The sequence below is a fragment of the Methyloversatilis sp. XJ19-13 genome (genome assembly GCF_024580155.1).
In the GTDB taxonomy this organism is placed as follows: domain Bacteria; phylum Pseudomonadota; class Gammaproteobacteria; order Burkholderiales; family Rhodocyclaceae; genus Methyloversatilis.
The window spans coordinates 1-22,776 of record NZ_JANINH010000019.1 but is presented as its reverse complement, the minus strand read 5'-3'; the positions used below and the strand labels follow the sequence as shown (position 1 = coordinate 22,776).

Sequence of the window (22,776 nt, the reverse complement as noted above, 5' to 3'; positions counted from 1 at the left end):
GGCGTCAGCTCGCACGGTAGAACAGCCGGCCGGGCAGACCGGCCGCGCGATAGGTCGCCGCACCGCACAGCCGCCAGCTCAGTTCGAAGAGCAGCCGGCGTGCGGCGCGCTCGCCGCGGCGTTCGCCCCACAGCCACTGCATCGGCCGCACCATCAGGCCGCGCAGCGCGCGCAGCGCGAGGCCGCTGCGATGCCCGGCCACCGCCCGGAGGAATCTCGTGCGATCAATCGGCCAGACCGCCGTGCGCGACGTCCCGGCGCATTCGTCCAGCAATGGCTGGAAGCGCCTTTCGTACAGGTGTTCGGCCATGGTGCGCCGGTAGCCGGCCCACGCCATGGCGTCGCGGCGCGCCGGGTCGGCCAGCAGCGCGCGCGCGCGCTCGACCAGGTCGCTCTCGTCGGTGAAGGTTTCGATCTCGCTGCCGCAGGCGTAATACGCGTCGAGACGGTCGGCGACCTCCGTCATCAGGCACCCGCCAGCCGCCGGCACCTCGAATACGCGCGCCTTGATCTGCCGGCTGCGGTACGGGCGAAAGCCGCGCCACTGCAAGCCCGAATCGCCGAAATTGAGACTGATGCGCGAACTGCGGTAGAGCTCCGGAATGCGCTCTGCCGCCACCGGCCCGCTCGGCCAGCCCTGGCCGAAGCACGCGACCGGCAAGCCGCGCTGGCGCAGACGCTCGACCCAGCGACCCCGGTTGCCGTAGGCCGAGCCGATGAAGCTCACGTCATGCTCACAGTCGGCCGACGCCAGCGGCTCGCGCGTGCGGGTGCCGCTGGCTGCCCACTGGCTGAGGCGGAACATGGCCAGTCCGTCGGCGCGGGCTGCGTCGACGGTGTCATGCGAGGTGGTCGCCCACAGGCTGACTTCGGGCGCGACGAAACGCGAAAACTGGCTGTACTTCCATGAGTCGTCGGTGCCCCAGTTCAGCACCGGCAGACCCGCGTCGCGCAACGTCTGCAGCGTTTCCGACCAGATTTCGTAACCCATCAGCACGCAGAACACGAGGTCCGGACGCAGCGCATCGATACGGTCGAGCAATGCCGTGTTGAGCGCGGCGAAATCGGCCTGCGCCGTGCGGTCCCACGATTCGAAATGGTGCACGTCATGGCCGAGCGCACGCAGCGCCGGCAGGAAGTTGCTGTACTCGTAGCCCTCGCCGCGCGACGGGTCGCCGTAGTTGTGGCGACCGAACACACACAGGATATTCATGCTTCAGGGCGTCCCGAGGACGGGCGCCGCAGCACGACGCACCGCCGTCACGTGATAGCCGATGGTGAAGCGCTGCTCGCGGTCGTAGCGGTCCAGCAGCGCGGCCGCCAGCGGAATCAGGCCGGCCAGCACCGGCAGCAGCAGCAGCCAGAACGGCAGCCAGAGCAGGCTGGGCAACAGGGGCAGGCGACGGAACGGCATCGTGCCGGCGGCAAAGCGCAGCGATTCCTGCGAAAAGAAGCGGAACGAGCCGGCGTTGGCTTCGACGTGAATCGACTCGAACCCGGCCGCTTCGAGCACGCGCCGGTGCCACCAGGGCGTGAAGCCGCCGAAATAATGATGCGGCTCCTGGTGGATGCCGGAACCGAGCGGTGCCGTCAGCATCAGCCGGCCGCCCGGGCGCAGCAGGCGCGCAAACTCGTTGATCACCTTTTCCGGCTCGGCCAGGTGTTCGATCACCTCGGTACACAGCACGGCGTCGAAACTGGCATCCGGTGCCGGGATCGCCGCGGCATCGCAGATGTAGTCGATCTGTCCGTAACCGCCGTGCCGCAGCTGGTCGTCCTTCAGGCCGGTGAAGTCCTGCGTGCGATAGTCGCAGTGCGCGAACAGCGGTCGGTAGGGGCAGGAGCCGGCGCCCACATCGAGCACCCGCGTGCCGGCAGGGAGCGACGCCGCCTGCTGCGCCACCCAGCGATCGCGGAAGACGAGGTTGAAGGCGAACAGGGGGTTCGTGCGGAGCTGTTTTCTGAGAAGGGCGATCACGTTGAATCAAATCCTGGAAGGCTGGAGGCGTTGCATCAGTGAGGCATTGAATGGGCCCGATGTAATCGTGAGGTTATGAGCGCTCGAATGCCGCTAATCGCACAAAAAACATTTTAAATAGGCACCGTGAATCGTCCGAAGCACTTTCTAGAAAAGAACCGCCTCTCTGAGCAAGAGATGCATCATCGCGCCTCGTAAAAATCCGAATCGCATATTTTATACTTTTGACCGTATCGCCATTCACCATATTTCGAAAAAATCTTCTCAATTTCAGCCGAATAATCTGGAAAGAAAGCGCTTAGCTTTGAAACGGCGCGGCCTTTATATTCCGTGAACGGTCGACGATCATGGAAAAAAAAACTGAAAAACCTCCGGAAATTAAAAAGACCCGGCCAGAGAAGCTGATACCTTTTACGAAAAGAATTCTGCTTGAGCGCCCGGCCTCTGGAGAGCCCAAGCAACACTGCCGACAAGACTGCATCATCGTCGATAGACTGCATTCGCAACGCAGTGCGTATCAAATCAACTCGGAACAACGAATACACGAGATTGCACTTGTGCGACATATGATGTAATGCCAGGAAGCGCAAGACCCTCACGCGACGGTCTTGATGGTCCAAAAAATCGAACATCTGCGGATCGACTCGCTTTCGAATGCCGAAGCGCGTGCTCTCAAGCCAAAAACTAGGGAATGCGAAATCCAACCCATCATTCTCTAATACAGCCAAAGCCGAAGCGAGATGCGATTGATCCCACAAGTCATCATGCGCAGCCCACATGAAAAATTCACCTCGAGCCTTTTTGAGCACAAACTCGAAATTTCCCGCAGCCCCAATATTCTCGCTTTGGCGAAAATAGCAGATCCTGGAGTCAGCGGCTTGATACTTCGTACATATCTCTCTAGTCTGGTCGCTTGAGCAGTTGTCGGAAATAATCAATTCAAAGTTTGTGAACGATTGCGCCAACAACGATTCTATTGCCGATTCAATAAAGATAGCACCATTAAAAACGGGCATACCTATACTTACTTTAACCGACGAATTCATCACTCAATACACCAAAATTAGAAATGGAAAATTGACAAACCCTCGACTGAAATGACAAATATTGCCAAAACAGAATCCCCGAAAAACGACACAGCGTTACTGTTAGAGAAGGAATGTCGGTCATTTGGCTTTTCAATCGGCAGTACTCCGATTTAGTTCTAAAATTTCGCCTTAAAGAAGCGCAATCTGCCTACACTGTAAAGACAGGAAATAAGCGCGCTGATGCCAGACCCAATCAATAGAAGCGCTTGTAACCAACGTGGCATCGAATCGGATACCAGGCATGAAAAGGCGCTGATTACGATGGCAGCTACTGCAAGCGGCGTGAACACATCCTTTAGGTACCATTCCGTCTTTTCGGCTGGCAAGAGGCGCCGGTGCATGAAGTACAAGCCAACCGAAACATAACCGGCATTCAATGCGACCCAAGCCCATGCAGCACCAACGGCGCCATAGTGAGGCACCAGCCAAAAAATTGAGGGAACCAATAACAGAACAGCGATGAGGTTCATTGTTGCTGCAAAACTTACCCATCCATATGCGAGCTGAAGCACGTAAGGAACATGCATCAATGAATTTAGAAACGTTCCCACGGATAACAGGGCGAGGATAGGAGCAGCCTCGGCCGATATCTTTGAATCTCCAGTCCAGACGTTCAGCAGGACGTCTGGCATGATCAAAAAAACCATTGCGACAGGTGCGCAAATGGCCGTAACTGTTTTGGCGCTTTGATGATATAGCTCCGCAAGTCGGGCAGATTCCCCGTGGGTAACCATTTCGGTGAATCGCGGGTAAACGGCTTGCGTAACAGGTCCAACGAGCAACGTGAGCGCCGACGCAACGGTTGCGGCCAGCGTGTAGTAACCGAAGGCTTCGAGCGAAATCAGGCGCGACAGCAGCACCTTGTCGATCTGCGTGAGCATCAGCGCCAGCAGAGTGGTGGCGACCATGCCGCCTGCGAAATGACGCACGTCCAGCAGCGCCTGCTTTGAAAATCGCGCGACGGTGTCGATGCCGGGCAGCGTGCGATGGGTGGCCAGCGCAAGCCCTGCGACGGCGAACAGTGACGCACACGCCTGCCAGATGAAGAAGGCTTCGATGGTCGGCGACAACCAGATCAGCACCGCTAAAGCGCCCGCCGCACGGAAGGTCGCATTCACGCCATTGAAGGCATTGACGAAGACCTGTCGTTGCAGACCCATCAACGCGCCGCGGTAGATGCCTTCGACGAAGCGCAGCGCGATCACTATGCCCATCAGCGCGATCGCGTCGGCCACCGACGAAACGGGTAGCGCGCCAGGTTGCAGCCAGTCCGACGCCAGCCAGCCGGACACACCCCAGATTACGAGCACGATGCCGGCCGCCATCGCGACGCAGATCCATTCGAGCGTGCGCAACAGGTCGTTGATGCTCCGCGCCGAGTGGGAGCCAGCGGTGAAGCGCGCCATTTCGCGAGTGAGCGTCGGCGTCATGCCCAGGTCCAGCAGCACCATCCAGGCCTGCAGCATCGTGAAGACGCCGATCAAACCAAACGCCTCGACACCAAGAAAATGGATGTAGAGGGGCACAAATGCAAATTGCATCAACGCTACCCAACCCTGCCCCACATAGTTGGCGATGACGTTACGACGTACCGACACCCGTTTCGACCCGGGATGGCTCGGTGTCAGCGTACGCGACGCAAGTAACCGTCGGGCGTAACTGAAATCAGTAATTTATTGTCAATGCCTTTATCTGATTCAAATTCAGCATGCGTCTTCAGATAATGCCGTACCGCACTTTTCGGACTATTCCCGTCACGCCATGGCCGATCGGTAAAATAATCAGCTGGAATGTCCTCAACCACGGTATCAAATACCACGCAGTAACTACCGACAGTAGTCAGCGGAGCATATGCCTCGAGCTCTGCAAGAACGTGGGCATGCGTGTGATTGCTGTCAAGGCAGACGAGAACACATTGTTTGCCCTCCGTTTGCGCGCGTACTTTTTCGATGATCTCTGGATCGATACTAGACCCCTCTATCATTGATATTCGTCTCGCAAGTGGATGTGCAAGGATCGCTTCCTTGTTGTGTGCCCGGATATCAATATCGACACCCAAAACCATCGCATCCGCCGGGCCTCCGCATGCCGCATTCAATTCAAGCATCGACGCGGAGAAAATCAACGAGCCGCCGTGTGCTATACCGGTTTCAATGATCAGATCAGGCTGCAGGCTCCATATTATTTCCTGCATGGCAACGATATCTTGCGGATATTGTATTATCGGACGACCAAGCCACGAAAAATTATATGAATATTTGGCCTTTACCGACTCGAGCAAGAATGAACGGGCACCGCTTTTGAGCGCTTCGTTTCTACTGTTTTCACCTATTCTTTCGACAATCTCTTTTTCAAATTCATTACTCATTATAAATTCCTTTTGAACCAGGGAAAACAGCTTGCTTCTTAAAGCAGGCCCAAACGCTTTGACGGGACAGTGCCATGTTTGGATTTTGAATAATTGAAATACAAATTCTCAAGCTTCATGCAATATGGCGGAAGAACCATGAAGGTCGTCAAGGCGCTTCCTGACGCCCCAGAATGCGAAAGGTTCGTAATCCGGATAAGCATAGCGCCCGAGCTCGAGCTGCATCGACGCGCCACGTTCTCGCAGCCGCTGCTCCACCAGGCGTCGCACGGATACCGGCGCGCCACTGCAGCAGTTGAACACGCCCTGCGCATTCGGACTTTCGGCCAGCCTGACCAGCAAGGCGGCGGCGTCTGCGACGGGCAGGTAGTCGCGCAACTGTTCTCCACCCGACATCGGGAAGACCTCATCGCCGCGATCGATCGCCGCATCGAGCTGGGCCAGCAGGCTGTTCGGGTTCTGACCGGGCCCATGGAGGTAGAAAAGCCGTGCCCACTGCAGCGAGAAGGCCTGCTCGCTGCACAGGCTCTGCAGATAGAGGCGCAGCGTGTTCTTCGCCACGCCGTAGGGGTTGTCCGGCAGCGTCGGACTGTCTTCGGCGAGCGCGCCGTCCTGCATGCCGTACTCGAAACAGGTGCCGGTCACCAGCAGCCTTGGCAGCCCTGCATCGACCATCCGGCGAAGAAAACGGCAATCGTCAGGCAGGTTCCGATCGATGTGAAACAGCCCGCGATAGTTCGGCAAGCCGGGCCATGCGAGATGAATCAGCAGATCCGGGGTGCCGATCAAGGAGACCGGGTCGATGGAGGGGTCGTGAAGGTCGAGCGCAATTTGCCGCGCCGATCCTGTCCAGGGAGCGGTCTCGCGCAGGGCGCGCGAAACCGCAGTCACGTCATGTCCGCGAGCGATCAATGCGGTGACGACGTGACGGCCCACGAAACCGCTGGCACCTGTGACCACCACCTTCACGCAATCACCTCCAGTGTCGGGACTGCCAGCACGAACTTTGTCCCTCCCTGGCGTACATCGGCCAGCTGCGCCATCACCTCATCCCGCAGGTTCCACGGCAGGATCACCAGGTAATCAGGCGGCTCGGCCTGCAGACGCGACTCGTCGACGATGGGTATGCGGCTGCCCGGCATGAACATGTCCTGCTTGGCCGGATTGCGGTCGACGACATACGAAATGAGGTCGCCGCGGACGCCGGCGAAGTTCAGCAGGGTGTTGCCCTTGGCTGCCGCTCCGTAGGCGGCGACCGTCCTGCCGTCGCGCCGCGCATCGATCAGGAAGGCGACCAGATCGTTCTTCACCTTTTCCGCCTTGTGCTGGAAGCCGCTGTAGAACGCGGGCCGGGTCATGCCGGCCGCGTGCTCGCGCGCCAGCATGCCGGCCACGGCCGCGCCCACCGGCCGGCGGCCGGTCTGCGCGCGCTGTGCGAATACGCGCAGGCTGCCTCCGTGCGTCGGCAGTTCTTCCACATCGAATACACTCAGGCCGTTCGACTCGAAGATGCGTGCAACCGCGGCCAGCGACAGGTAGGAAAAATGTTCGTGATAGATGGTGTCGAACTGGTTGAGCTGCACCAGATTCAGCAGATGCGGAAATTCGAAGGTGGCCACGCCGTCGTCCTTGAGCAGGCGGGCGAAGCCGGCGACGAAGTCATTGATGTCGGGGACGTGCGCCAGCACGTTGTTGGCCACCGTCAGGTCGGCGCGCCGCCCCGCGGCGGCCAGATCATCGGCCAGCGACACGCCGAAGAACTGTTCGATCACCTCGATGCCGCGGTCGCGCGCAGCGGCGGCGGTGCTTGCGGTCGGTTCGATGCCGAGGCAGGGAACGCCGCGTTCGCGCACGTACTGCAGCAGGTAGCCGTCGTTGGACGCGACCTCCACCACATGCGAAGTCGCGCCGAGGCCGAAGCGCTCCGCCATGGCCGACACGTAGGCCCGGGCATGTGCCAGCCAGCTGGTCGAAAACGAGCTGAAATAGGCGTAATCGTCGGAAAACAGCTCGCCGTGGTGCGCGTAGTCTTCCGTCTGCACCAGCCAGCAGTGATCGCACACCAGCACGCGCAGCGGATACCACTTCTCAGGTTCCGACAATGCGGCCTGCGTCAGGTAGGCGTTGGATGGCGGTGCGCTGCCCAGATCGATCAGCGGCAGCGTCAGCTCGGTGCCGCAGTGGCGACATTTCATGCGGTGATTCCCTTGAAATCCGGGTCGAGCATCGGGTGCGTGCGATCGCGCTCCGACAGGCCGGTGATGTCCAGCGGCCAGCGTATCGCCAGCGCGGGGTCGAGCGCGTTGGCCGCACCCTCGGCATCGGGCGCATAGGCCGCGCTGTGCAGGTAAAGCAGTTCGCAGTCGTCGGTCAGCGCCTGGAACCCGTGCGCGAAGCCGCGCGGGATCAGCAGACTGCGCCGGTTGTCGGCGGACAGCACTTCGCCGTGCCAGCGCAGGAAGGTGGGTGAGCCCGCGCGCAGGTCGACGGCCACGTCGAACACCTCGCCGCGCAGGCAGCTCACCATCTTCACTTCGGCATGCGGCGGACGCTGGTAATGCAGGCCGCGCAGCGCGCCGCGCTCACGCGTCAGGGTATGGTTGATCTGTGCGACCGGCGCGTCGAAGCCGGCTTCGCGCAGGGTATCGGCGCAGAAGAAGCGCGACAGGAAGCCGCGGTGATCCTCGAAGCGCGGACGCTGCACGACGACCAGTCCGGCAAGCGGGGTGGGCGACCAGTCAGGGCGATTGCTCATGAACGGTCCGCATCCGCTGCCGCGGCATGGTCGGCGATCTGCGCCAGGCAGACAGCGCGCATATCGGCGCCGGCACGCCACGCCTGATGCCACTGCAGCGTGCGGTCGAGCGCCTCGGCCAGACGCCAGCGCGGCTGCCAGCCCAGCCGCGAACGGGCCTTGCTGCTGTCGAGCTTCAGATAATGGGCTTCGTGCGGCTGCGGCACCGCGTCGACCTGCCAGACGAGATCGGGCAGGCGCGACGCGAGGCGTTCGACGATCCAGCCGACACTGCGCGCGTCTTCCTCCGCCGGACCGAAATTCCACGCTTCGGCGAAATCGCCGTTGCCACGGGCCAGGGCTTCGGCCAGCGCGAGATAGCCGGACAGCGGTTCGAGCACGTGCTGCCAGGGCCGCACAGCATGCGGCGAACGCACCGGAAGGGTGCGGCGCGCGTCGAGCGCACGGAAAATGTCCGGCAGCAGCCGGTCTTCGGCCCAGTCGCCGCCGCCGATCACGTTGCCGGCCCGGGCAGTCGCCACCGCAACGCCTGCCTCCTTCAGGAAGGACGCGCGGTAGGCGGCCGTGACCAGCTCGGCGCAGCCCTTGCTGGCGCTGTAGGGATCGTGTCCGCCCATCGGCTCGATCTCACGGTAGGCCCAGGGCCACTCCCGGTTCTCGTAGCACTTGTCGGTGGTGACATTGACCACCGCCCTGACGCCACCGGCGCTGCGCACGGCTTCCAGCAGGTTCACGACGCCCATCACGTTGGTGGCGAAGGTGTCGACCGGCTCACGGTAGGACTGTCGCACCAGCGCCTGGGCGGCCAGGTGAAACACGATCTGCGGCCGCACCTCGCGGCACAACGCCGTCAGCGTCGTCAGGTCGCGGATGTCGGCCAGGGTGGACGACGCAAGCGCGCCGTCCACCCTGGCAACGGTGAACAGATTGGGGGAGGCGGGCGGCACCAGCGCGTAGCCGTGTACCTCGGCACCCTGCGCATGGAGCCACAGCGACAGCCAGCTTCCCTTGAAGCCGGTGTGCCCGGTCAGCAGCACGCGCCGGCTGCGCCAGAAGCCGCCACTCATTCCCAGCACTTCCACAGCGCACGACCGGATTGCCAGATTTCTTCAAGCTGGTTCTTGTCGCGCAGCGTGTCCATCGCCTGCCAGAAACCGGCGTGCGGATAGGCCATCAGTTTGTCGTCCCGCGCCAGCTGCATCAGCGGGTCGCCTTCCCAACTGGTCTGGTCGCCGGCAATCAGGTCGATGACCGAAGGATCGAGCACGAAGAAGCCGCCGTTGATCCACGCGCCATCTCCGGCCGGCTTTTCCTGGAAGCTTCGCACCGCATGGCCGTCGAGGTTCAGCGCGCCGTAGCGTCCGGGCGGCTGAATGGCCGTCACCGTGGCCGCCTTGCCGTGCGCGCGATGAAAATTGACCAGTGCACCGATATCGACATCGGCCACGCCATCGCCGTACGTGAAGCAGAAAGGCTCATCGCCCAGATGCTGGCGCACCCGGCGCAGACGGCCGCCGGTCAGCGTGTTTTCGCCGGTATCGACCAGCGTCACCCGCCACGGTTCGACATAGCGCTGATGCACTTCCATCTCGTTCTTCGACATGTCGAACGTGACGTCCGACATGTGGAGGAAGTAGTTGGCGAAGTACTCCTTGATGACGTAGCCCTTGTAACCGAGGCAGATCACGAAGTCGTTGATCCCGTAACGGGAATAGATCTTCATGATGTGCCACAGAATGGGCCGGCCACCGATTTCTATCATCGGCTTGGGCTTGAGGTGCGACTCTTCGGAAATCCGGGTGCCGAGGCCGCCGGCGAGAATCACGGCTTTCATTGAATGACGGGTCCAGTAGTCATGCTGCAAACGCGCGACGGATTTGCGCGCCGGTGAGGCCGGCGATTATCTCACGCCGCCGCGGGCAGCCGGGAGGCTGCCGCCATCTTGGTATCCTTGGCACAGATCGGTCCGGCGCCCTGCCGGCTGTCCGCCTCCGGCTTCCTGACCCGTGCCCCTGAATCGCATCCTGTACACCCTGATCTGGCTGGTCGCACTGCCCGCCGTGCTGCTGCGCCTGGCGTGGCGAGCCCGCCGGGAATCGGGTTACGCATGCGATGTCGCCCAGCGTCTGGGCTTCTTCCGCGTTGAACCGGCTGCATCGACCCTCTGGATACATGCTGTGTCGGTCGGCGAAACGCGCGCCGCCCAGCCGCTGATCGCTGCGCTGCGCCACGCCCACCCCGACGCGCGCATCCTGCTGACCCAGACGACCGCGACCGGGCGGGCCACGGCGCAGGCGCTTTACGGGGACACGGTGGCCCTTGCCTGGCTGCCCTGGGATCTGCCGTGGGCGCAGCGTGCCTTCCTGCGCGCCTGGCGTCCGGCCATCGGCATCCTGATGGAAACCGAACTGTGGCCCAACCTGATTGCCGAGTGCCGCCACCTCGGCGTTCCGGTCGTGCTGGCGAACGCGCGCCTGTCGGAACGGTCGGCGCGCCGCTACGCAAGAATGCCCGCACTGACCGGCGCGATGCTTCAAGCACTGTCCGGCATTGCGGCCCAGACGGCTGCCGACGCCACACGACTGAATGCGCTCGGTGCGCGCAACGTGACGATCACCGGCAATCTGAAATTCGACCTGTCACCGGCACCAGATCAACTCGCGCTGGGCCAGCGCTGGCGCGCGGCGCTCGGCGCCCGCCCGGTCGTACTGCTGGCCAGCACGCGCGACGGCGAAGAGGTGCTGCTGCTGCCGACGCTGCAGGCACAGCTGCCGGGCGATGTCCTCATCGCACTGGTGCCGAGACATCCGCAGCGCTTCGATGAGGTGGCCGGCATCGTGGCCGGATACGGCTTGCGCGCGATACGGCGCAGCGAAAACGAGCTGCCGGGCGACAGCGACCCGGTGTGGCTCGGCGACTCGATGGGCGAAATGGTCGCCTGGTATGCGCTGGCGGACGTCGCCGTCATCGGCGGCAGCTGGCTGCCGCTGGGCGGGCAGAACCTGATCGAAGCGTGCGCGGCGGGCTGCCCGGTCGTCGTCGGACCGCACATGTTCAATTTCGCCCAGGCCACCGACGACGCACTGGCGGCCGGTGCCGCCGCGCGGGCCACCGGACCGGAGGAGCTGGCTTCGATGGTCGTCGCCCTGCTCGACGATCCGCAGGCAAGACGGCGCATGGCGGACGCCGGCCGGGCGTATGCCGCCCTGCACCGTGGCGCCACCGGGCGCTGCATCGCACTGATCGAACCGCTGCTCGCTACGCGACTCGAGCAGGTTGCGCACGATCATCGGCGATAATCGCGCGCTGTCATCCCGTGCCATTCACACCGGATCAAAGCACATGACCAAAATCGCACTCATCACCGGCGTGACCGGCCAGGACGGCGCCTACCTCGCCGAATTCCTGCTGAAGAAGGGCTACGAGGTGCACGGCATCAAGCGTCGCTCCTCGCTCTTCAACACCGACCGCATCGACCACCTGTACGAAGACCCGCACGTCGACAACCGCAAGTTCATCCTGCACTACGGTGACCTGACCGATTCGACCAATCTGGTGCGCATCGTCCAGGCCGTGCAGCCGGACGAGATCTACAATCTGGCCGCCCAGTCGCATGTCGCGGTGAGCTTCGAAGAGCCGGAATACACGGCCAACGCCGACGGCATCGGCGCGCTGCGCATCCTCGAAGCCATCCGCATCCTGGGGCTTGAAAAGAAGACGCGCTTCTACCAGGCCTCGACCTCCGAGCTCTATGGCCTGGTGCAGGAAATCCCGCAGAAGGAAACCACGCCCTTCTATCCGCGCAGCCCGTACGCCTGCGCAAAGCTCTACGCCTACTGGATCACCGTCAATTACCGCGAGGCCTACGGCATCTACGCCTGCAACGGAATCCTGTTCAACCACGAGTCGCCGGTGCGCGGCGAAACCTTCGTCACGCGCAAGATCACGCGCGCCATCGCGCGCATCGCGCTCGGGCTGCAAGACTGCCTGTACCTCGGAAACATGAGCGCGCTGCGCGACTGGGGCCATGCGCGCGACTACATCGAAATGCAGTGGCTGATGCTGCAGCAGGACGTGGCGGAGGACTTCGTCATCGCCACCGGCGTGCAGTACAGCGTGCGCCAGTTCGTCGAATTCGCCGCCGCCGAGCTGGGCATCACGATCCGCTTCGAAGGCGAGGGCGAGCAGGAGGTGGGCGTCGTCGCCGCGATCACCGGTGACCGCGCCAAGGCGAAGGTGGGCGATGTGATCGTGAAGGTCGATCCGCGCTACTACCGCCCGACCGAAGTCGAAACCCTGCTCGGCGACCCGACCCGGGCGCGCGAGAAGCTGGGCTGGACGCCCAAGACCACGCTGCGTGAGCTGGTGAAGGAAATGGTGGAAGCCGACTACACCAGCGCCAAGCGCGATGCGCTGGTGAAGATGGCGGGTTTCAAGGCTTACGACCACTTCGAATAGGCGCGGGGCACAGACATGCACAAGAACGCGCGTATATATATAGCGGGCCACCGCGGCCTGGTCGGCTCGGCCATCGTGCGCAACCTTGAAGCCAAGGGCTACACGAATCTCGTGACCCGAATGCACGCCGAGCTGGATCTGACGGATGCGGCCGCCACCGATGCCTTCTTCGCCGCCGAAAAGCCCGAGTACGTGTTCCTCGCCGCGGCCAAGGTCGGCGGCATCGTCGCCAACAACAGCTACCCGGCCGAATTCATCCGCGACAACCTGGTCATCCAGACCAACGTGATCCACAGCGCGTGGACGCACGGCGTGACGCGGCTGATGTTCCTCGGCTCGAGCTGCATCTACCCGAAAATGGCGCAGCAGCCGATGCGCGAAGACTGCCTGCTGACCGGCCCGCTCGAACCCACCAACCGGCCGTATGCGCTGGCCAAGATCGCCGGGATCGAGATGTGCTGGAGCTACAACCGTCAGTACGGCACGCAGTATCTGGCGGTGATGCCGACCAATCTGTACGGGCCGGGCGACAACTACAGCCTGATGAACAGTCATGTCATCCCGGCCATGATTCGCAAGTTTTACCTCGCCAAACTCGCCTCGCAACGCAACTGGGCTGCCATCGAGCAGGACGAGGCGGCGCGTGGCCCCATCCCCGACGACCTCAAGGCGCAACTGCGCGCCACTTGCAACTTGAATCTTGAATCTTGCATCTCCCTGTGGGGCACCGGCACGCCGCGGCGCGAATTCCTGTACAGCGACGACATGGCCGACGCGTGCGTCTTCCTGATCAACCTGCCGGACGATAAATACACGAGCTTGCTGGGCAGCGACGAGTCAAAGTCCGGCCGCTTCGAGCCACCGCTGGTGAATGTGGGTGTCGGCGAAGACGTCACGATCAAGGAACTGGCCGAACTCGTCGGCAAGGTGGTCGGCTTCGACGGCGACCTGATGTTCGACACGACCAAGCCGGACGGCACGCCGAGAAAGCTGATGGACGTGACGCGACTCAATTCGATCGGGTGGCAAGCAAGCACCGGCCTGGCCGAGGGCCTCGCGCGCGCCTTTCGCGACTTTCAGGCAGGCCTCAGCGCACCCTGACGGCGCCGACACCGCGGTCGACCTTCAGCCGTTGCCGCCCAAAGCCCGCAGGCAGCATCAGCTGCTGTACCGCGCGATACGGCCCCACCACGCTCGGCGCCACTTCGATCACCGCGCGCCGGCCGGTCGCTGAATGCGACTCGACCCACCAGCCAGCCTCGTCCCGCACGGCGCGGGTGCCGAACGGGCGCGCCAGCGGCTCGCCGATGAACACACCCTCACCCGGCCAGGCGACGCTCTTCCAGTAGGCCTCGATCAGCGTGTCGCCCTCCGCGTACATGCTCATCAGGATGCCCGGATGGGGAAACTTCTGCAGGTGGTTGCACGGCTCGATCACCGTGCCATAGCTGCCAGTGGCGCCAGCCGTCAGCCATTCGAGTGCGCTCATCTGCGCGCTGTTGTCGAGCAATGTGCCGCCGACTGATGTCAGGTGGTCGGCCGGTGCGCCGGGCAGAAAGCCCAGCGTCGGCAGCGCCGGCACGCGCACCGCGCCGGTGAAATAGCCGATCACGTCTTGCTGGCCGAACGCTTCGGCCGCCCTCGGGCTGGCGAACTGCAGGCCGCGCACCTGGGTCATCGTTTCGTCGAACAGCAGCGAGCGAACATTGCGCGCCGTGTCTTCGGTGCGCACCAGATACACCGTGCCTTTCGGATAGCTGTAGTCGGCGGCCACGCCGCGGTCGATCAGGCGCTTCACCTGTTCGACCGATTCGCCCGCCAGCAGCATGGCGGGCCGGGGCATGGCGGCGTTCTCGGGCGCGTTGCGGCCGTTGTTGAAATAGCCGCTCGGCCGTGTCGGACCGCAGGTCGATGAACAGAAGCTCTCGTCGTAACCGAAGGCGAAAGCGGAAGTGACGCTCATGCAACCGGCGCGCCACGGCCGCGTCCAGGCCAGCGCTAAGGCCTTGATGCCGGGCGCCAGTTTTGCGCCGACCTCGGCGTACAACCGTTCGAACTCTTCCCGCGACAGCGCGCCGCGTTCGTGCGGAAAGCTCACCTCGATGACGTTGGCGGCCGGGATGTCGCGCCGCTGACGATAATAGGCGGCGGCTTCCACGCTCGCCGGATCCGACACATTGACAATGACCGCCAGTTCGCCCGGGCCGAGGGCGTGTGCGACGTGCACGCAGAGCAGCAGAAAGGCCGGCACCAAGCGGCGGAAGCAGGACGGGAATTTCAACATGTGAGGGTCGCGGGACAATACGGTCAGGTCGTCAGTCTAGTCAGACTATATAGGCAGGCGCCTGCGAGACACCTGACCATGCCGGGGCATGGCACCATCACGAAGCAGTTCGAGCCATGCGCCCACGACAATATCAAACGGAGGTTCACACGAATGCGTTACCAAGCCTATCTTGAGCAGTGCAATGCCGACAGCCTGACGATGATCGAAGCGGCTGTACCGCGTCCCGGTCCCGGTCAGGTGCTGGTGAAGATGCGCGCAGCGTCGCTGAACTACCGCGATCTGTTCATCCTGCAGGGCCTGTATCCCGGCGTCGACTCCAAGGATCTGGTGCCGCTGTCCGATGGCGCCGGCGAGGTGGTCGAGGTGGGCGCTGGCGTTGACCGGTTTTCCGCCGGCGACCACGTGATCGGCACCTTCTTCGAAACCTGGATCGCCGGGCGGCTGCAGCCGCAGTACTTCGGCAAGACACTGGGCGGCACCGCGCCCGGCGTGCTGACCGAATACCGCCTGTTCCCGCAGGAATCGCTGGTGGCCAAGCCGGCTCACCTGAGCTTCGAGGAAGCGGCCACCCTGCCGTGCGCCGCAGTGACCGCGTGGAATGCGCTATTCGAAGGTCCGGCGCCGTTGCGCGCCGGCGATCGCGTGCTGGTGCTCGGCACGGGTGGTGTGTCGATGTTCGCACTGCAGCTGGCGAAGGCGGCGGGCGCCGAAGTGATCGCCACGTCGTCGAGTGACGCCAAGCTGGAAAAGGCGAAGGCGCTCGGCGCAACCACGCTGATCAACTACCGCAGCCATCCGGACTGGGATCAGGAAGTGCGCAACGCCACCGGTGGCGTGGGCGTGGACCACGTGGTCGAAGTCGGCGGCCCGGGCACGCTGCAGCGCTCGATCGCTTCGCTCGGCCAGAACGGTCAGGCGCATCTGATCGGCGTGCTGACCGGCGGCGAGATCAATCCGCTGCCGCTGCTGTTCACCACCTCGACGGTGCGCGGCGTATTCGTCGGCTCGCGCGAAATGTTCGAGTCGATGAACCGGGTGATTTCGCTGCACAAGATCCACCCGGTGATCGATCGCGTGTTCGGCTTCGACGAAGCACGCGCGGCGCTCGCGCACCAGCAGAGCCAGGCCCACGTCGGCAAGGTCGTCGTCAGCATCGGCTGAAGCCATGGCGATGGGGACGGTTCCCTGTGGGCGTGCCTGTGGGAGCGGCGGCCTCGCCGCGATCGTGCCGCGACCATCGTTGTGCGGAGTGCGTATCGCGGCGAGGCCGCCGCTCCCACAGGGCCGGTGCCCACCGCGGCGAGGGCGGAGCGGGGGGTTCGGCGAGCACTGCTCGCCGCCCGCAGAGCCGGCCCGCCATGCAGAGCCGGGATTGGATCGCCGCTCCCACAGCGGCTGCTCCGCTAGAGCTCGCGCGCGCCGAAACTGTCGCAGGCCTTCATTTCGCCGCTGTCCAGGCCGCGCTTGAACCAGCGCATGCGCTGTTCGGCGCTGCCGTGGGTGAAGCTTTCCGGCACAACATAGCCCTGCGCCTGTTTCTGCAGCGTGTCGTCGCCGATGGCGGACGCAGCGCGCAGCGCTTCTTCGATGTCACCCTGTTCGAGAATGCCGCGCGAGCGGTTGGCGTGGTGCGCCCAGATGCCGGCGAAGCAGTCCGCCTGCAATTCCATTCGCACCTGCAGCTGGTTGGCTTCGCGCTCGCTGACGCGCTGCTTTGTGGCCTGCACCTTTTCCGCAATGCCCAGCTGATGCTGCACGTGATGGCCGATCTCGTGCGCGATCACGTAGGCCTGCGCAAAATCGCCCGGCGCGGCGAAGCGCGCCTGCAGGTCGCGATAGAAGTCGAGGTCAAGATAGACGCGCTCGTCGCCCGGACAGTAGAACGGCCCCATCGCGGCCTGCCCGGTGCCGCAGGCGGTCTGCGTGCCACCGGTGTAGAGCACCAGTTTCGGTTCGCGGTACTGCTTGCCGCCGGCGCGGAACAGTTCGTTCCACGTGTCTTCCGTATCAGCCAGCACCTGCGCGGTGAAACGCGCCAGTGCGTCGTCTTCCGCCCGACCGGTGGCCTGCACGCCCGGTGTCGCCGGTGCCTGCTGCGAAGTCTGCGGCAGGCCGGCCCCCATATTGAGCACCACCGAAGGATCGACGCCGAAATACATCGCCACCAGCGCCAGCACGATGGTGCCGACACCGATCTTGCGCCCGCCGCCGCCCAGCATGCCGCCGCCGCGCGCCCCCCGGCGGTCCTCGATGTTGTCGCTTTCCCGCCCGTCGCCCAGTCGCATGTCGATCTCCGTTGAATGCGCGGATCATGGCAGAACTTCGGCGATCAGGTGGTCGCCGTGTCCATCACCGGCAGCCACAGTGTCACCGTCGTGCCGACACCCGGTGCGCTGGCGATTTCGATCTCGCCGCCATGCAGGTCCATGATTTCCTTCACCAGCGACATGCCCAGACCGGTGCCCGGAATATTGCCCGACGGGTCGGCGCGGTAGAAGCGCTCGAAGATGCGCGCCTGCTGGTCCGGCGTCATGCCGATGCCGCGGTCGATCACACGCATGCCGGCCATCAGCCGCGAGTTGCGCAGGGCTTCACATACCGTCACCACCACCTCGCCGCCGCCCGGCGAATACTTGAAGGCATTGGTGATGACGTTGCCGAGCGCGCGTACCATCTTCGCGTGATCGACCCGGATGCGCGGCACCGCCGGCGGCATGTCCAGCCGCACGGTATGGCTGTCGTCCGGCATGGTCAGCGTGTCCAGCGTGGCGCTGATGATGGCCTTCACCGACAGGTCTTCGAACCGGAAATCCTGCCCGGCACGTGCCTCGATGCGCGCCAGGTCGAGCAGATCGTTGATCAGATTGACCAGCACGCGCGACTGCCGGTGAATGATGGTGTGCATGCGCCGGCGCGCCGGCTCGTCGTACTCGCGGTTGATCAGCAGTTCGGCAAAACCGAGGATCGACGCCAGCGGCGTACGCAGCTCGTGCGCCGCGGTGCTGAGGAACTCGCTCTTCATGCGGTCGACCTCGAACTGCTGCGTGATGTCGCGGAAGTACAGCACCGTCTCGGAGCGACCTTCGGGCGCCACGCGCGCGCTGCGTTCGAGCACCCGAGGTTCGGGCAGCCGGAGCCACAGGCGCTGCGGTTCGGCGCTCGACTGATCGAGCACCAGTCCCGGCCACGGCTTGTCCGGGTCGGCCAGCCGGGCCAACCGGCCGTCGAACACGGCGGCGCTGAGGCCGAGCAGATCGGTCTGCGTCAGCTCGGTCATGCACAAGAACGCCGGGTTCACATTGGTCAGCGTGCCACTCTCGTCGAAGGTGACGAAACCGTCCGGCGACAGCGAAAACACGGTGTGCAGCCGGTTGGTGCGGCGGATGAGCTTGCGTTCGAACTCGATGCGCTCGGTCACGTCGCCGAACACGTCGACGTAGTGCGTGACCCGGCCTTCGTTGTCGCGCACCGGAGAAGATGAAAGCGCCACCCAGATCGACCGGCCGTCTGCACGCCTCACGTCGAGCGTGGTGCTGAAGGGCTTCTGGTGTGCGATCGCCCAGCGCATTTCATCGAGCACGTGCTCCGGATTCTGCTCCCCCGACGCCAGGGTGAAGGTGCGGCCGATCACTTCGTCGGCCGCGCGCGCGGTCAGCCGTTCGAATGCCGCATTCACATACACCACCGGGTATCCGCCACGCTGAACGTCGCGGATGATCACCGCTTCGCTCGACGATTCGAGCGCGCGCTCATGCAGTCGCATGCGCGTCTGCGCTTCCACCTGTTCGGAAATGTCACGCATCAGCAGCGAGTACACCGGTCGCGCGTGCAGGTTGAAGCGGCCGGCCGATACGGTGACCGGAAAACGACGCGAGCGGCGCACGCCCTGCACATCCTTCCGGAAGCGCCAGCGCAGCCCGATGGGTTGCGTGTCCGCCTGACCGGCAAACCATGCGGCATCGAACATCGGCAGCAGGCGCGCCAGCGGCAGGCCGATCGCGGCATCAATGCCGATCTCGAACATTTCGGCAGCGGAACGATTGACCGTCAGCACCATGCCGGATTCGTCGGTGGTGACGATGCCGTCGGCGGCGGTGTCGAGCAATGCGACCAGTCGCGATTCGCTGATGGTCAGCGCTTGCGTCATGGCGTGCGCGCTGCGATTGGCACGCGCGGTCGCCGCCAGCAGGCGCAGCAGGTAGAACAGCAGCGCACTCAGCCCGGCGCCCATCAACGGTACCAGCCAGAGCACGAAGTGGTCGGCGCTGAAGGCCGCCGGCGCGCACATGCGTACCGTCCATTCATGCCCCGCAAGTTCGATCTCGCGCACCGCTTCGAGCGACGAAACCGGCTTGCCGTCGGCGTTGCTGTACAGCAGCGTATCGGTCGACACGCCCCGGCCGTCGTGGATCATCACGACCACCTTGTCGGCGAAACCGAGCAGGATGTCGCCAAACAGATCGTGCGCGCGAAACGGACTGTAGGTGTATCCGAGGAGTGCGCGACCCCGTTCGGCCGGCGTATCGGTCGGCTCGTCGCGCACGTACAGCGGGTAGTACAGCAGAAAGCCCGGCTGCACCGGTCCCTTGCCTTCCTGCACCAGCGTCACCCGCCCGGACAGCGCCACATTTCCGCTGTCGCGCGCGCGCCGCATCGCTTCGGCCCGCACCGGCTCGGAATACATGTCGTAGCCGATGGCCCTGAAGTTGCGTTCGTTCAGCGGTTCGAGAAACACGATGCTGTGGTATTCGTCGCGCGCGTGCTTCGGCCAGACCGCATAGGTCGGCATATCGTTTAGCCGGATCGTCTCTTCATGAGCGGCCAGTTGTGCCGCCGGGATGCGCAGTGACAGGCCCACCCCGAGCACGCCCGGAAAGTTGCGCTCCAGCCCCAGTTCGTTCACATAGCTGTACCAGTCGGCGCGCGTCACCTCATCGCTCGCCTGCATCAGGCCGGCTGCGGCGCGCAGGATGTTCTCGTGCGCCTCCATGCGGCGGCTGATCTGGGCGACCACCTTCTCGACCTCGCTGTCGAATCGCTGCGCCGTGGCCTGGGCCAGCCTGTCCCAGAGCAGGAAGGTGATGACCAGCGTGACCAGCATGCCGAGCGCCAGCGCCGGCCAGGCGAGCGCGGACGGATCGCGCAACGCACGCACGAAGGGCGGCGCGTCGCCGCCGGATGCACCGGCCGGTTCGGCCCGCACATGGTCGCGCAGGTTCATTTTGCGTCCGGCGGATTCAACAGCCCGGCGACGCGGTCCAGCAGTTCCATCGGACTGAAGGGCTTGGTCAGATAGGCATTGGCACCGGCTTCGAAACCGATCTCGATGTCGCGCTGCTGGCTGCGTGCGGTCAGCAGGATGACCGGAATCGCCTGCAGCGCCGCGTGTTGACGCAGTCTGCGGCACAACTCGAGACCGTCCATCGAGCCCGGCATCATCACGTCAAGCAGGATCAGGTCGGGCGGGCGTTGCTGCATCAGCGCCCAGCCGGCATCCGCATCCGGCGCCTCGGCCAGCTCGAAATCACCGAACTCGAGGGTCATGCGGATCAACTGGCGGATCTCGCGCTGGTCTTCCACCAGCATGACGCGGGCGCGCATGTCAGAGCGCTCCGCCGCAACGCGAACGGCCGGTTGCCACCCGTGGCCGGGCGGGGCTGAAGTGTCGGAAGTTCATGGATCCGGGTTGTCGTTACGCCAGAAATGGGAAGCAGCAAAGCTTAACGACACCCGCAGCAGCGGACTTGAGCCATGGCGGCGGTGCCGCCGCCATGGCTCAACCGGCAGCGAACTCCAGGATGATCTGGTCCACCGCGAGGCTTTCGCCCTGCTGTGCCGACACCTTGCCGATCACGCCGTCGCGCTCGGCGCGCAGGATGTTCTCCATCTTCATCGCCTCGATCACCGCCAGCCGTTCGCCGGCCTTCACCGCCTGACCGGGCTTCACCGCGACCTCACGCAGCAGGCCGGGCATCGGCGACAGCAGGAAACGCGACAGGTCGGGGGCCGCCTTGACCGGCATGCGTTCGAGCAGCGCGGCAGCGCGCGGGCTCATCACTTCGGCGTCGACACGCGCTCCGCGGTGCTGCAGCCGGTAGCGCAAGCCGATGCGTTCGACCTGCAGCGTGAACGGGCGGCCGTCGATCTCGCCGCGATACACCGGGTCGGACACGCGCCAGTCGCTCACCATGCGGTGACGCTTGCCATCGATCAACACCGCGTGGTGGTCGCCGTCGTTCTCGACGTGTACGCGGTGTTCGACGTCACGCAGACGCACCACCGCGTCCGGGCTGATGCGGAATTCGTGCCCCGGCAACTGGCCGACGATGCGCGACGCACGCTCGATGTAGCGCTGGTTCACCGTGGCGGCCACCGCCACCAGCAGCGCCTCGTCCTCGTAGGCTGCGGTCGTCGGGTCGTAGCCGTTCGGATACTCCTCGGCGATGAAGGCGGTCGTGAAGTTGCCGGCTGCGAAGCGCGGGTGACCAAGCACCGCCGACACGAAGGCAATGTTGTGGTTCGGGCCGCGGATGCAGAAGGCGTCGAGCGCATCGCGCAGCTGCGCGATCGCCTCGGCACGGGTGGCGCCGTAGCAGATCTGCTTGGCGATCATCGAATCGTAGTGCATCGACACTTCGCCGCCCTCGAACACGCCGGTGTCGACGCGGACACGATCGCTGGCCACCGGCGGACGGTAACGGATCAGCCGGCCGACCGAAGGCAGAAAGCCGCGCGCCGGATCTTCGGCACAGATGCGCGCTTCCATCGCCCAGCCTTCCAGTTTCACGTCGGCCTGCGTGAAGGCGAGCTTTTCGCCGGCCGCCACGCGGATCATCTGTTCGACCAGGTCCAGCCCGGTGATCAGTTCGGTCACCGGGTGCTCGACCTGCAGCCGGGTGTTCATTTCGAGGAAGTAGAACGACTTGTCGCGCCCGACGACGAATTCGACCGTGCCGGCCGACTCATACTGCACCGCCTTGGCCAGCCGCACCGCCTGCTCGCCCATCGCGCGCCGGGTGTCCGGATCGATGAAGGGCGACGGCGCCTCTTCGATCACCTTCTGGTGCCGACGCTGGATCGAGCACTCGCGCTCGTTCAGATACACCACGTTGCCGTGAGTGTCGCCCAGCACCTGGATTTCGATATGGCGCGGCTCTTCGACGAATTTCTCGATGAACACGCGATCGTCGTTGAAAGCGTTCTTCGCCTCATTGACGCACGAGGCGAAACCTTCGTGCGCCTCGGCATCGTTGAACGCCACGCGCAATCCCTTGCCGCCACCGCCGGCACTGGCCTTGATCATGACCGGATAGCCGATGCCGCGCGCGATCTCGACCGCGCGCTCCGGGCTTTCGATCGGGTCGTTCCAGCCCGGAATCGTGGTCACGCCGGCTTCCTTCGCCAGCTTCTTCGACGCGATCTTGTCGCCCATGGCGCCGATGGCGTGCGCCTTCGGCCCGATGAACACGATGCCCTCGCGCTCCAGCGCGGCACAGAACGCTTCGTTCTCCGACAGGAAGCCGTAACCCGGATGCACCGCCTCGGCACCCGTCGCCTTGCAGGCGGCGATGATCTTGTCGATCACCAGATAGGACTCGCGCGCCGCGGCCGGGCCGATGCACACGGCCTCGTCGGCCAGCTCGACATGCAGCGCGCTGCGGTCGGCTTCGGAATACACCGCCACCGTGGCGATGCCCATGCGGCGTGCCGTGCGGATGACGCGGCACGCAATCTCGCCGCGGTTTGCGATCAGTATCTTGTTGAACAAGCCAGGTCTCCTGCAATCAGTATGTTCTCGAACATGTCATGGAACTGCGCGGCAAACGCGTCCGCTGCCCTCAC

The 22,776-nt window shown here is 64.0% G+C and carries 19 protein-coding genes; 4 read left to right on the top strand and 15 right to left on the bottom strand.

Features of this window, described 5'->3' with window-relative positions; translation table 11 throughout:
* Window positions 1–4: 4 nt before the first annotated feature.
* From NMQ14_RS17475 to rfbF, 10 genes are all read right to left on the bottom strand, one after another.
* Window positions 5–1,213, bottom strand: a complete 1,209-nt coding sequence (locus NMQ14_RS17475) for a glycosyltransferase (RefSeq protein ID WP_257098156.1) — start codon at window positions 1,211–1,213, stop codon at window positions 5–7.
* A gap of 3 nt (window positions 1,214–1,216) precedes the next feature.
* The gene (locus NMQ14_RS17470; protein WP_257098155.1) at window positions 1,217–1,978 is read right to left on the bottom strand and encodes a methyltransferase domain-containing protein; all 762 of its coding nucleotides are present in this window, start codon (window positions 1,976–1,978) and stop codon (window positions 1,217–1,219) included.
* 182 nt (window positions 1,979–2,160) lie between these two features.
* Entirely contained in the window at window positions 2,161–3,024 is an 864-nt protein-coding gene (locus NMQ14_RS17465) for a glycosyltransferase family 2 protein (RefSeq protein ID WP_257098185.1), read from the bottom strand.
* A 158-nt stretch (window positions 3,025–3,182) separates the two neighbouring features.
* The gene (locus NMQ14_RS17460; protein WP_257098154.1) at window positions 3,183–4,664 is read right to left on the bottom strand and encodes an oligosaccharide flippase family protein; all 1,482 of its coding nucleotides are present in this window, start codon (window positions 4,662–4,664) and stop codon (window positions 3,183–3,185) included.
* A gap of 26 nt (window positions 4,665–4,690) precedes the next feature.
* Window positions 4,691–5,434 (bottom strand): cephalosporin hydroxylase family protein, encoded by a 744-nt coding sequence (locus NMQ14_RS17455; RefSeq protein WP_257098153.1) that lies wholly within the window; start codon window positions 5,432–5,434, stop codon window positions 4,691–4,693.
* Window positions 5,435–5,542: 108 nt separating this feature from the next.
* Window positions 5,543–6,394, bottom strand: a complete 852-nt coding sequence (locus NMQ14_RS17450) for an NAD(P)-dependent oxidoreductase (protein ID WP_257098184.1) — start codon at window positions 6,392–6,394, stop codon at window positions 5,543–5,545.
* A gap of 5 nt (window positions 6,395–6,399) precedes the next feature.
* Window positions 6,400–7,629: a class I SAM-dependent methyltransferase gene (locus NMQ14_RS17445; RefSeq protein ID WP_257098152.1), complete on the bottom strand. Its 1,230-nt coding sequence runs from the start codon at window positions 7,627–7,629 to the stop codon at window positions 6,400–6,402.
* Window positions 7,626–8,189 carry a dTDP-4-dehydrorhamnose 3,5-epimerase gene (rfbC, locus tag NMQ14_RS17440; protein ID WP_257098151.1) on the bottom strand — a complete coding sequence of 188 codons (564 nt, stop codon included), beginning with the start codon at window positions 8,187–8,189 and terminating at the stop codon, window positions 7,626–7,628. Before rfbC ends, NMQ14_RS17445 begins: the two co-directional genes overlap by 4 nt.
* Window positions 8,186–9,256, bottom strand: coding sequence for a CDP-glucose 4,6-dehydratase (gene rfbG, locus NMQ14_RS17435; RefSeq protein WP_257098150.1), 1,071 nt, complete (start codon window positions 9,254–9,256; stop codon window positions 8,186–8,188). Before rfbG ends, rfbC begins: the two co-directional genes overlap by 4 nt.
* The gene (gene rfbF / locus NMQ14_RS17430; RefSeq protein ID WP_257098149.1) at window positions 9,253–10,023 is read right to left on the bottom strand and encodes a glucose-1-phosphate cytidylyltransferase; all 771 of its coding nucleotides are present in this window, start codon (window positions 10,021–10,023) and stop codon (window positions 9,253–9,255) included. Before rfbF ends, rfbG begins: the two co-directional genes overlap by 4 nt.
* A 178-nt stretch (window positions 10,024–10,201) precedes the next feature.
* Between rfbF and waaA the strand changes: the two genes are divergently transcribed.
* Genes waaA through NMQ14_RS17415 form a run of 3 tightly spaced genes read left to right on the top strand, consistent with a single transcriptional unit; the run spans window position 10,202 to window position 13,748 of the window.
* Complete coding sequence (waaA, locus tag NMQ14_RS17425) at window positions 10,202–11,488, top strand: lipid IV(A) 3-deoxy-D-manno-octulosonic acid transferase (protein ID WP_257098183.1); 1,287 nt, start codon at window positions 10,202–10,204, stop codon at window positions 11,486–11,488.
* A 43-nt stretch (window positions 11,489–11,531) separates the two neighbouring features.
* On the top strand, window positions 11,532–12,647 hold the full coding sequence (gmd, locus tag NMQ14_RS17420) for a GDP-mannose 4,6-dehydratase (protein WP_257098148.1): 1,116 nt from the start codon (window positions 11,532–11,534) through the stop codon (window positions 12,645–12,647).
* Window positions 12,648–12,662: 15 nt separating this feature from the next.
* Window positions 12,663–13,748 carry a GDP-L-fucose synthase gene (locus NMQ14_RS17415; RefSeq protein ID WP_257098147.1) on the top strand — a complete coding sequence of 362 codons (1,086 nt, stop codon included), beginning with the start codon at window positions 12,663–12,665 and terminating at the stop codon, window positions 13,746–13,748.
* On the opposite strand, the gene NMQ14_RS17410 is transcribed toward NMQ14_RS17415, so the two are convergent.
* A complete protein-coding gene (locus NMQ14_RS17410; RefSeq protein ID WP_257098146.1) occupies window positions 13,735–14,931 on the bottom strand; it encodes a TIGR03790 family protein in 1,197 nt (398 codons plus the stop codon). The genes NMQ14_RS17415 and NMQ14_RS17410 overlap by 14 nt on opposite strands.
* 153 nt (window positions 14,932–15,084) lie before the next feature.
* Here NMQ14_RS17410 and NMQ14_RS17405 point away from each other — a divergent pair, with 153 nt between their 5' ends.
* Window positions 15,085–16,095 carry an NAD(P)-dependent alcohol dehydrogenase gene (locus tag NMQ14_RS17405; protein ID WP_257098145.1) on the top strand — a complete coding sequence of 337 codons (1,011 nt, stop codon included), beginning with the start codon at window positions 15,085–15,087 and terminating at the stop codon, window positions 16,093–16,095.
* 242 nt (window positions 16,096–16,337) lie between these two features.
* On the opposite strand, the gene NMQ14_RS17400 is transcribed toward NMQ14_RS17405, so the two are convergent.
* The 4 genes from NMQ14_RS17400 to NMQ14_RS17385 form a co-directional block, all read right to left on the bottom strand.
* Window positions 16,338–17,219, bottom strand: a complete 882-nt coding sequence (locus NMQ14_RS17400; protein WP_257098144.1) for a neutral zinc metallopeptidase — start codon at window positions 17,217–17,219, stop codon at window positions 16,338–16,340.
* Between the two features lie 44 nt (window positions 17,220–17,263).
* A complete protein-coding gene (locus NMQ14_RS17395; RefSeq protein ID WP_257098143.1) occupies window positions 17,264–20,155 on the bottom strand; it encodes a CHASE domain-containing protein in 2,892 nt (963 codons plus the stop codon).
* The gene (locus tag NMQ14_RS17390) at window positions 20,152–20,535 is read right to left on the bottom strand and encodes a response regulator transcription factor (RefSeq protein WP_257098142.1); all 384 of its coding nucleotides are present in this window, start codon (window positions 20,533–20,535) and stop codon (window positions 20,152–20,154) included. Before NMQ14_RS17390 ends, NMQ14_RS17395 begins: the two co-directional genes overlap by 4 nt.
* A 175-nt stretch (window positions 20,536–20,710) precedes the next feature.
* Window positions 20,711–22,702, bottom strand: a complete 1,992-nt coding sequence (locus tag NMQ14_RS17385) for an acetyl/propionyl/methylcrotonyl-CoA carboxylase subunit alpha (protein ID WP_257098141.1) — start codon at window positions 22,700–22,702, stop codon at window positions 20,711–20,713.
* Between the last annotated feature and the right edge of the window lie 74 nt (window positions 22,703–22,776).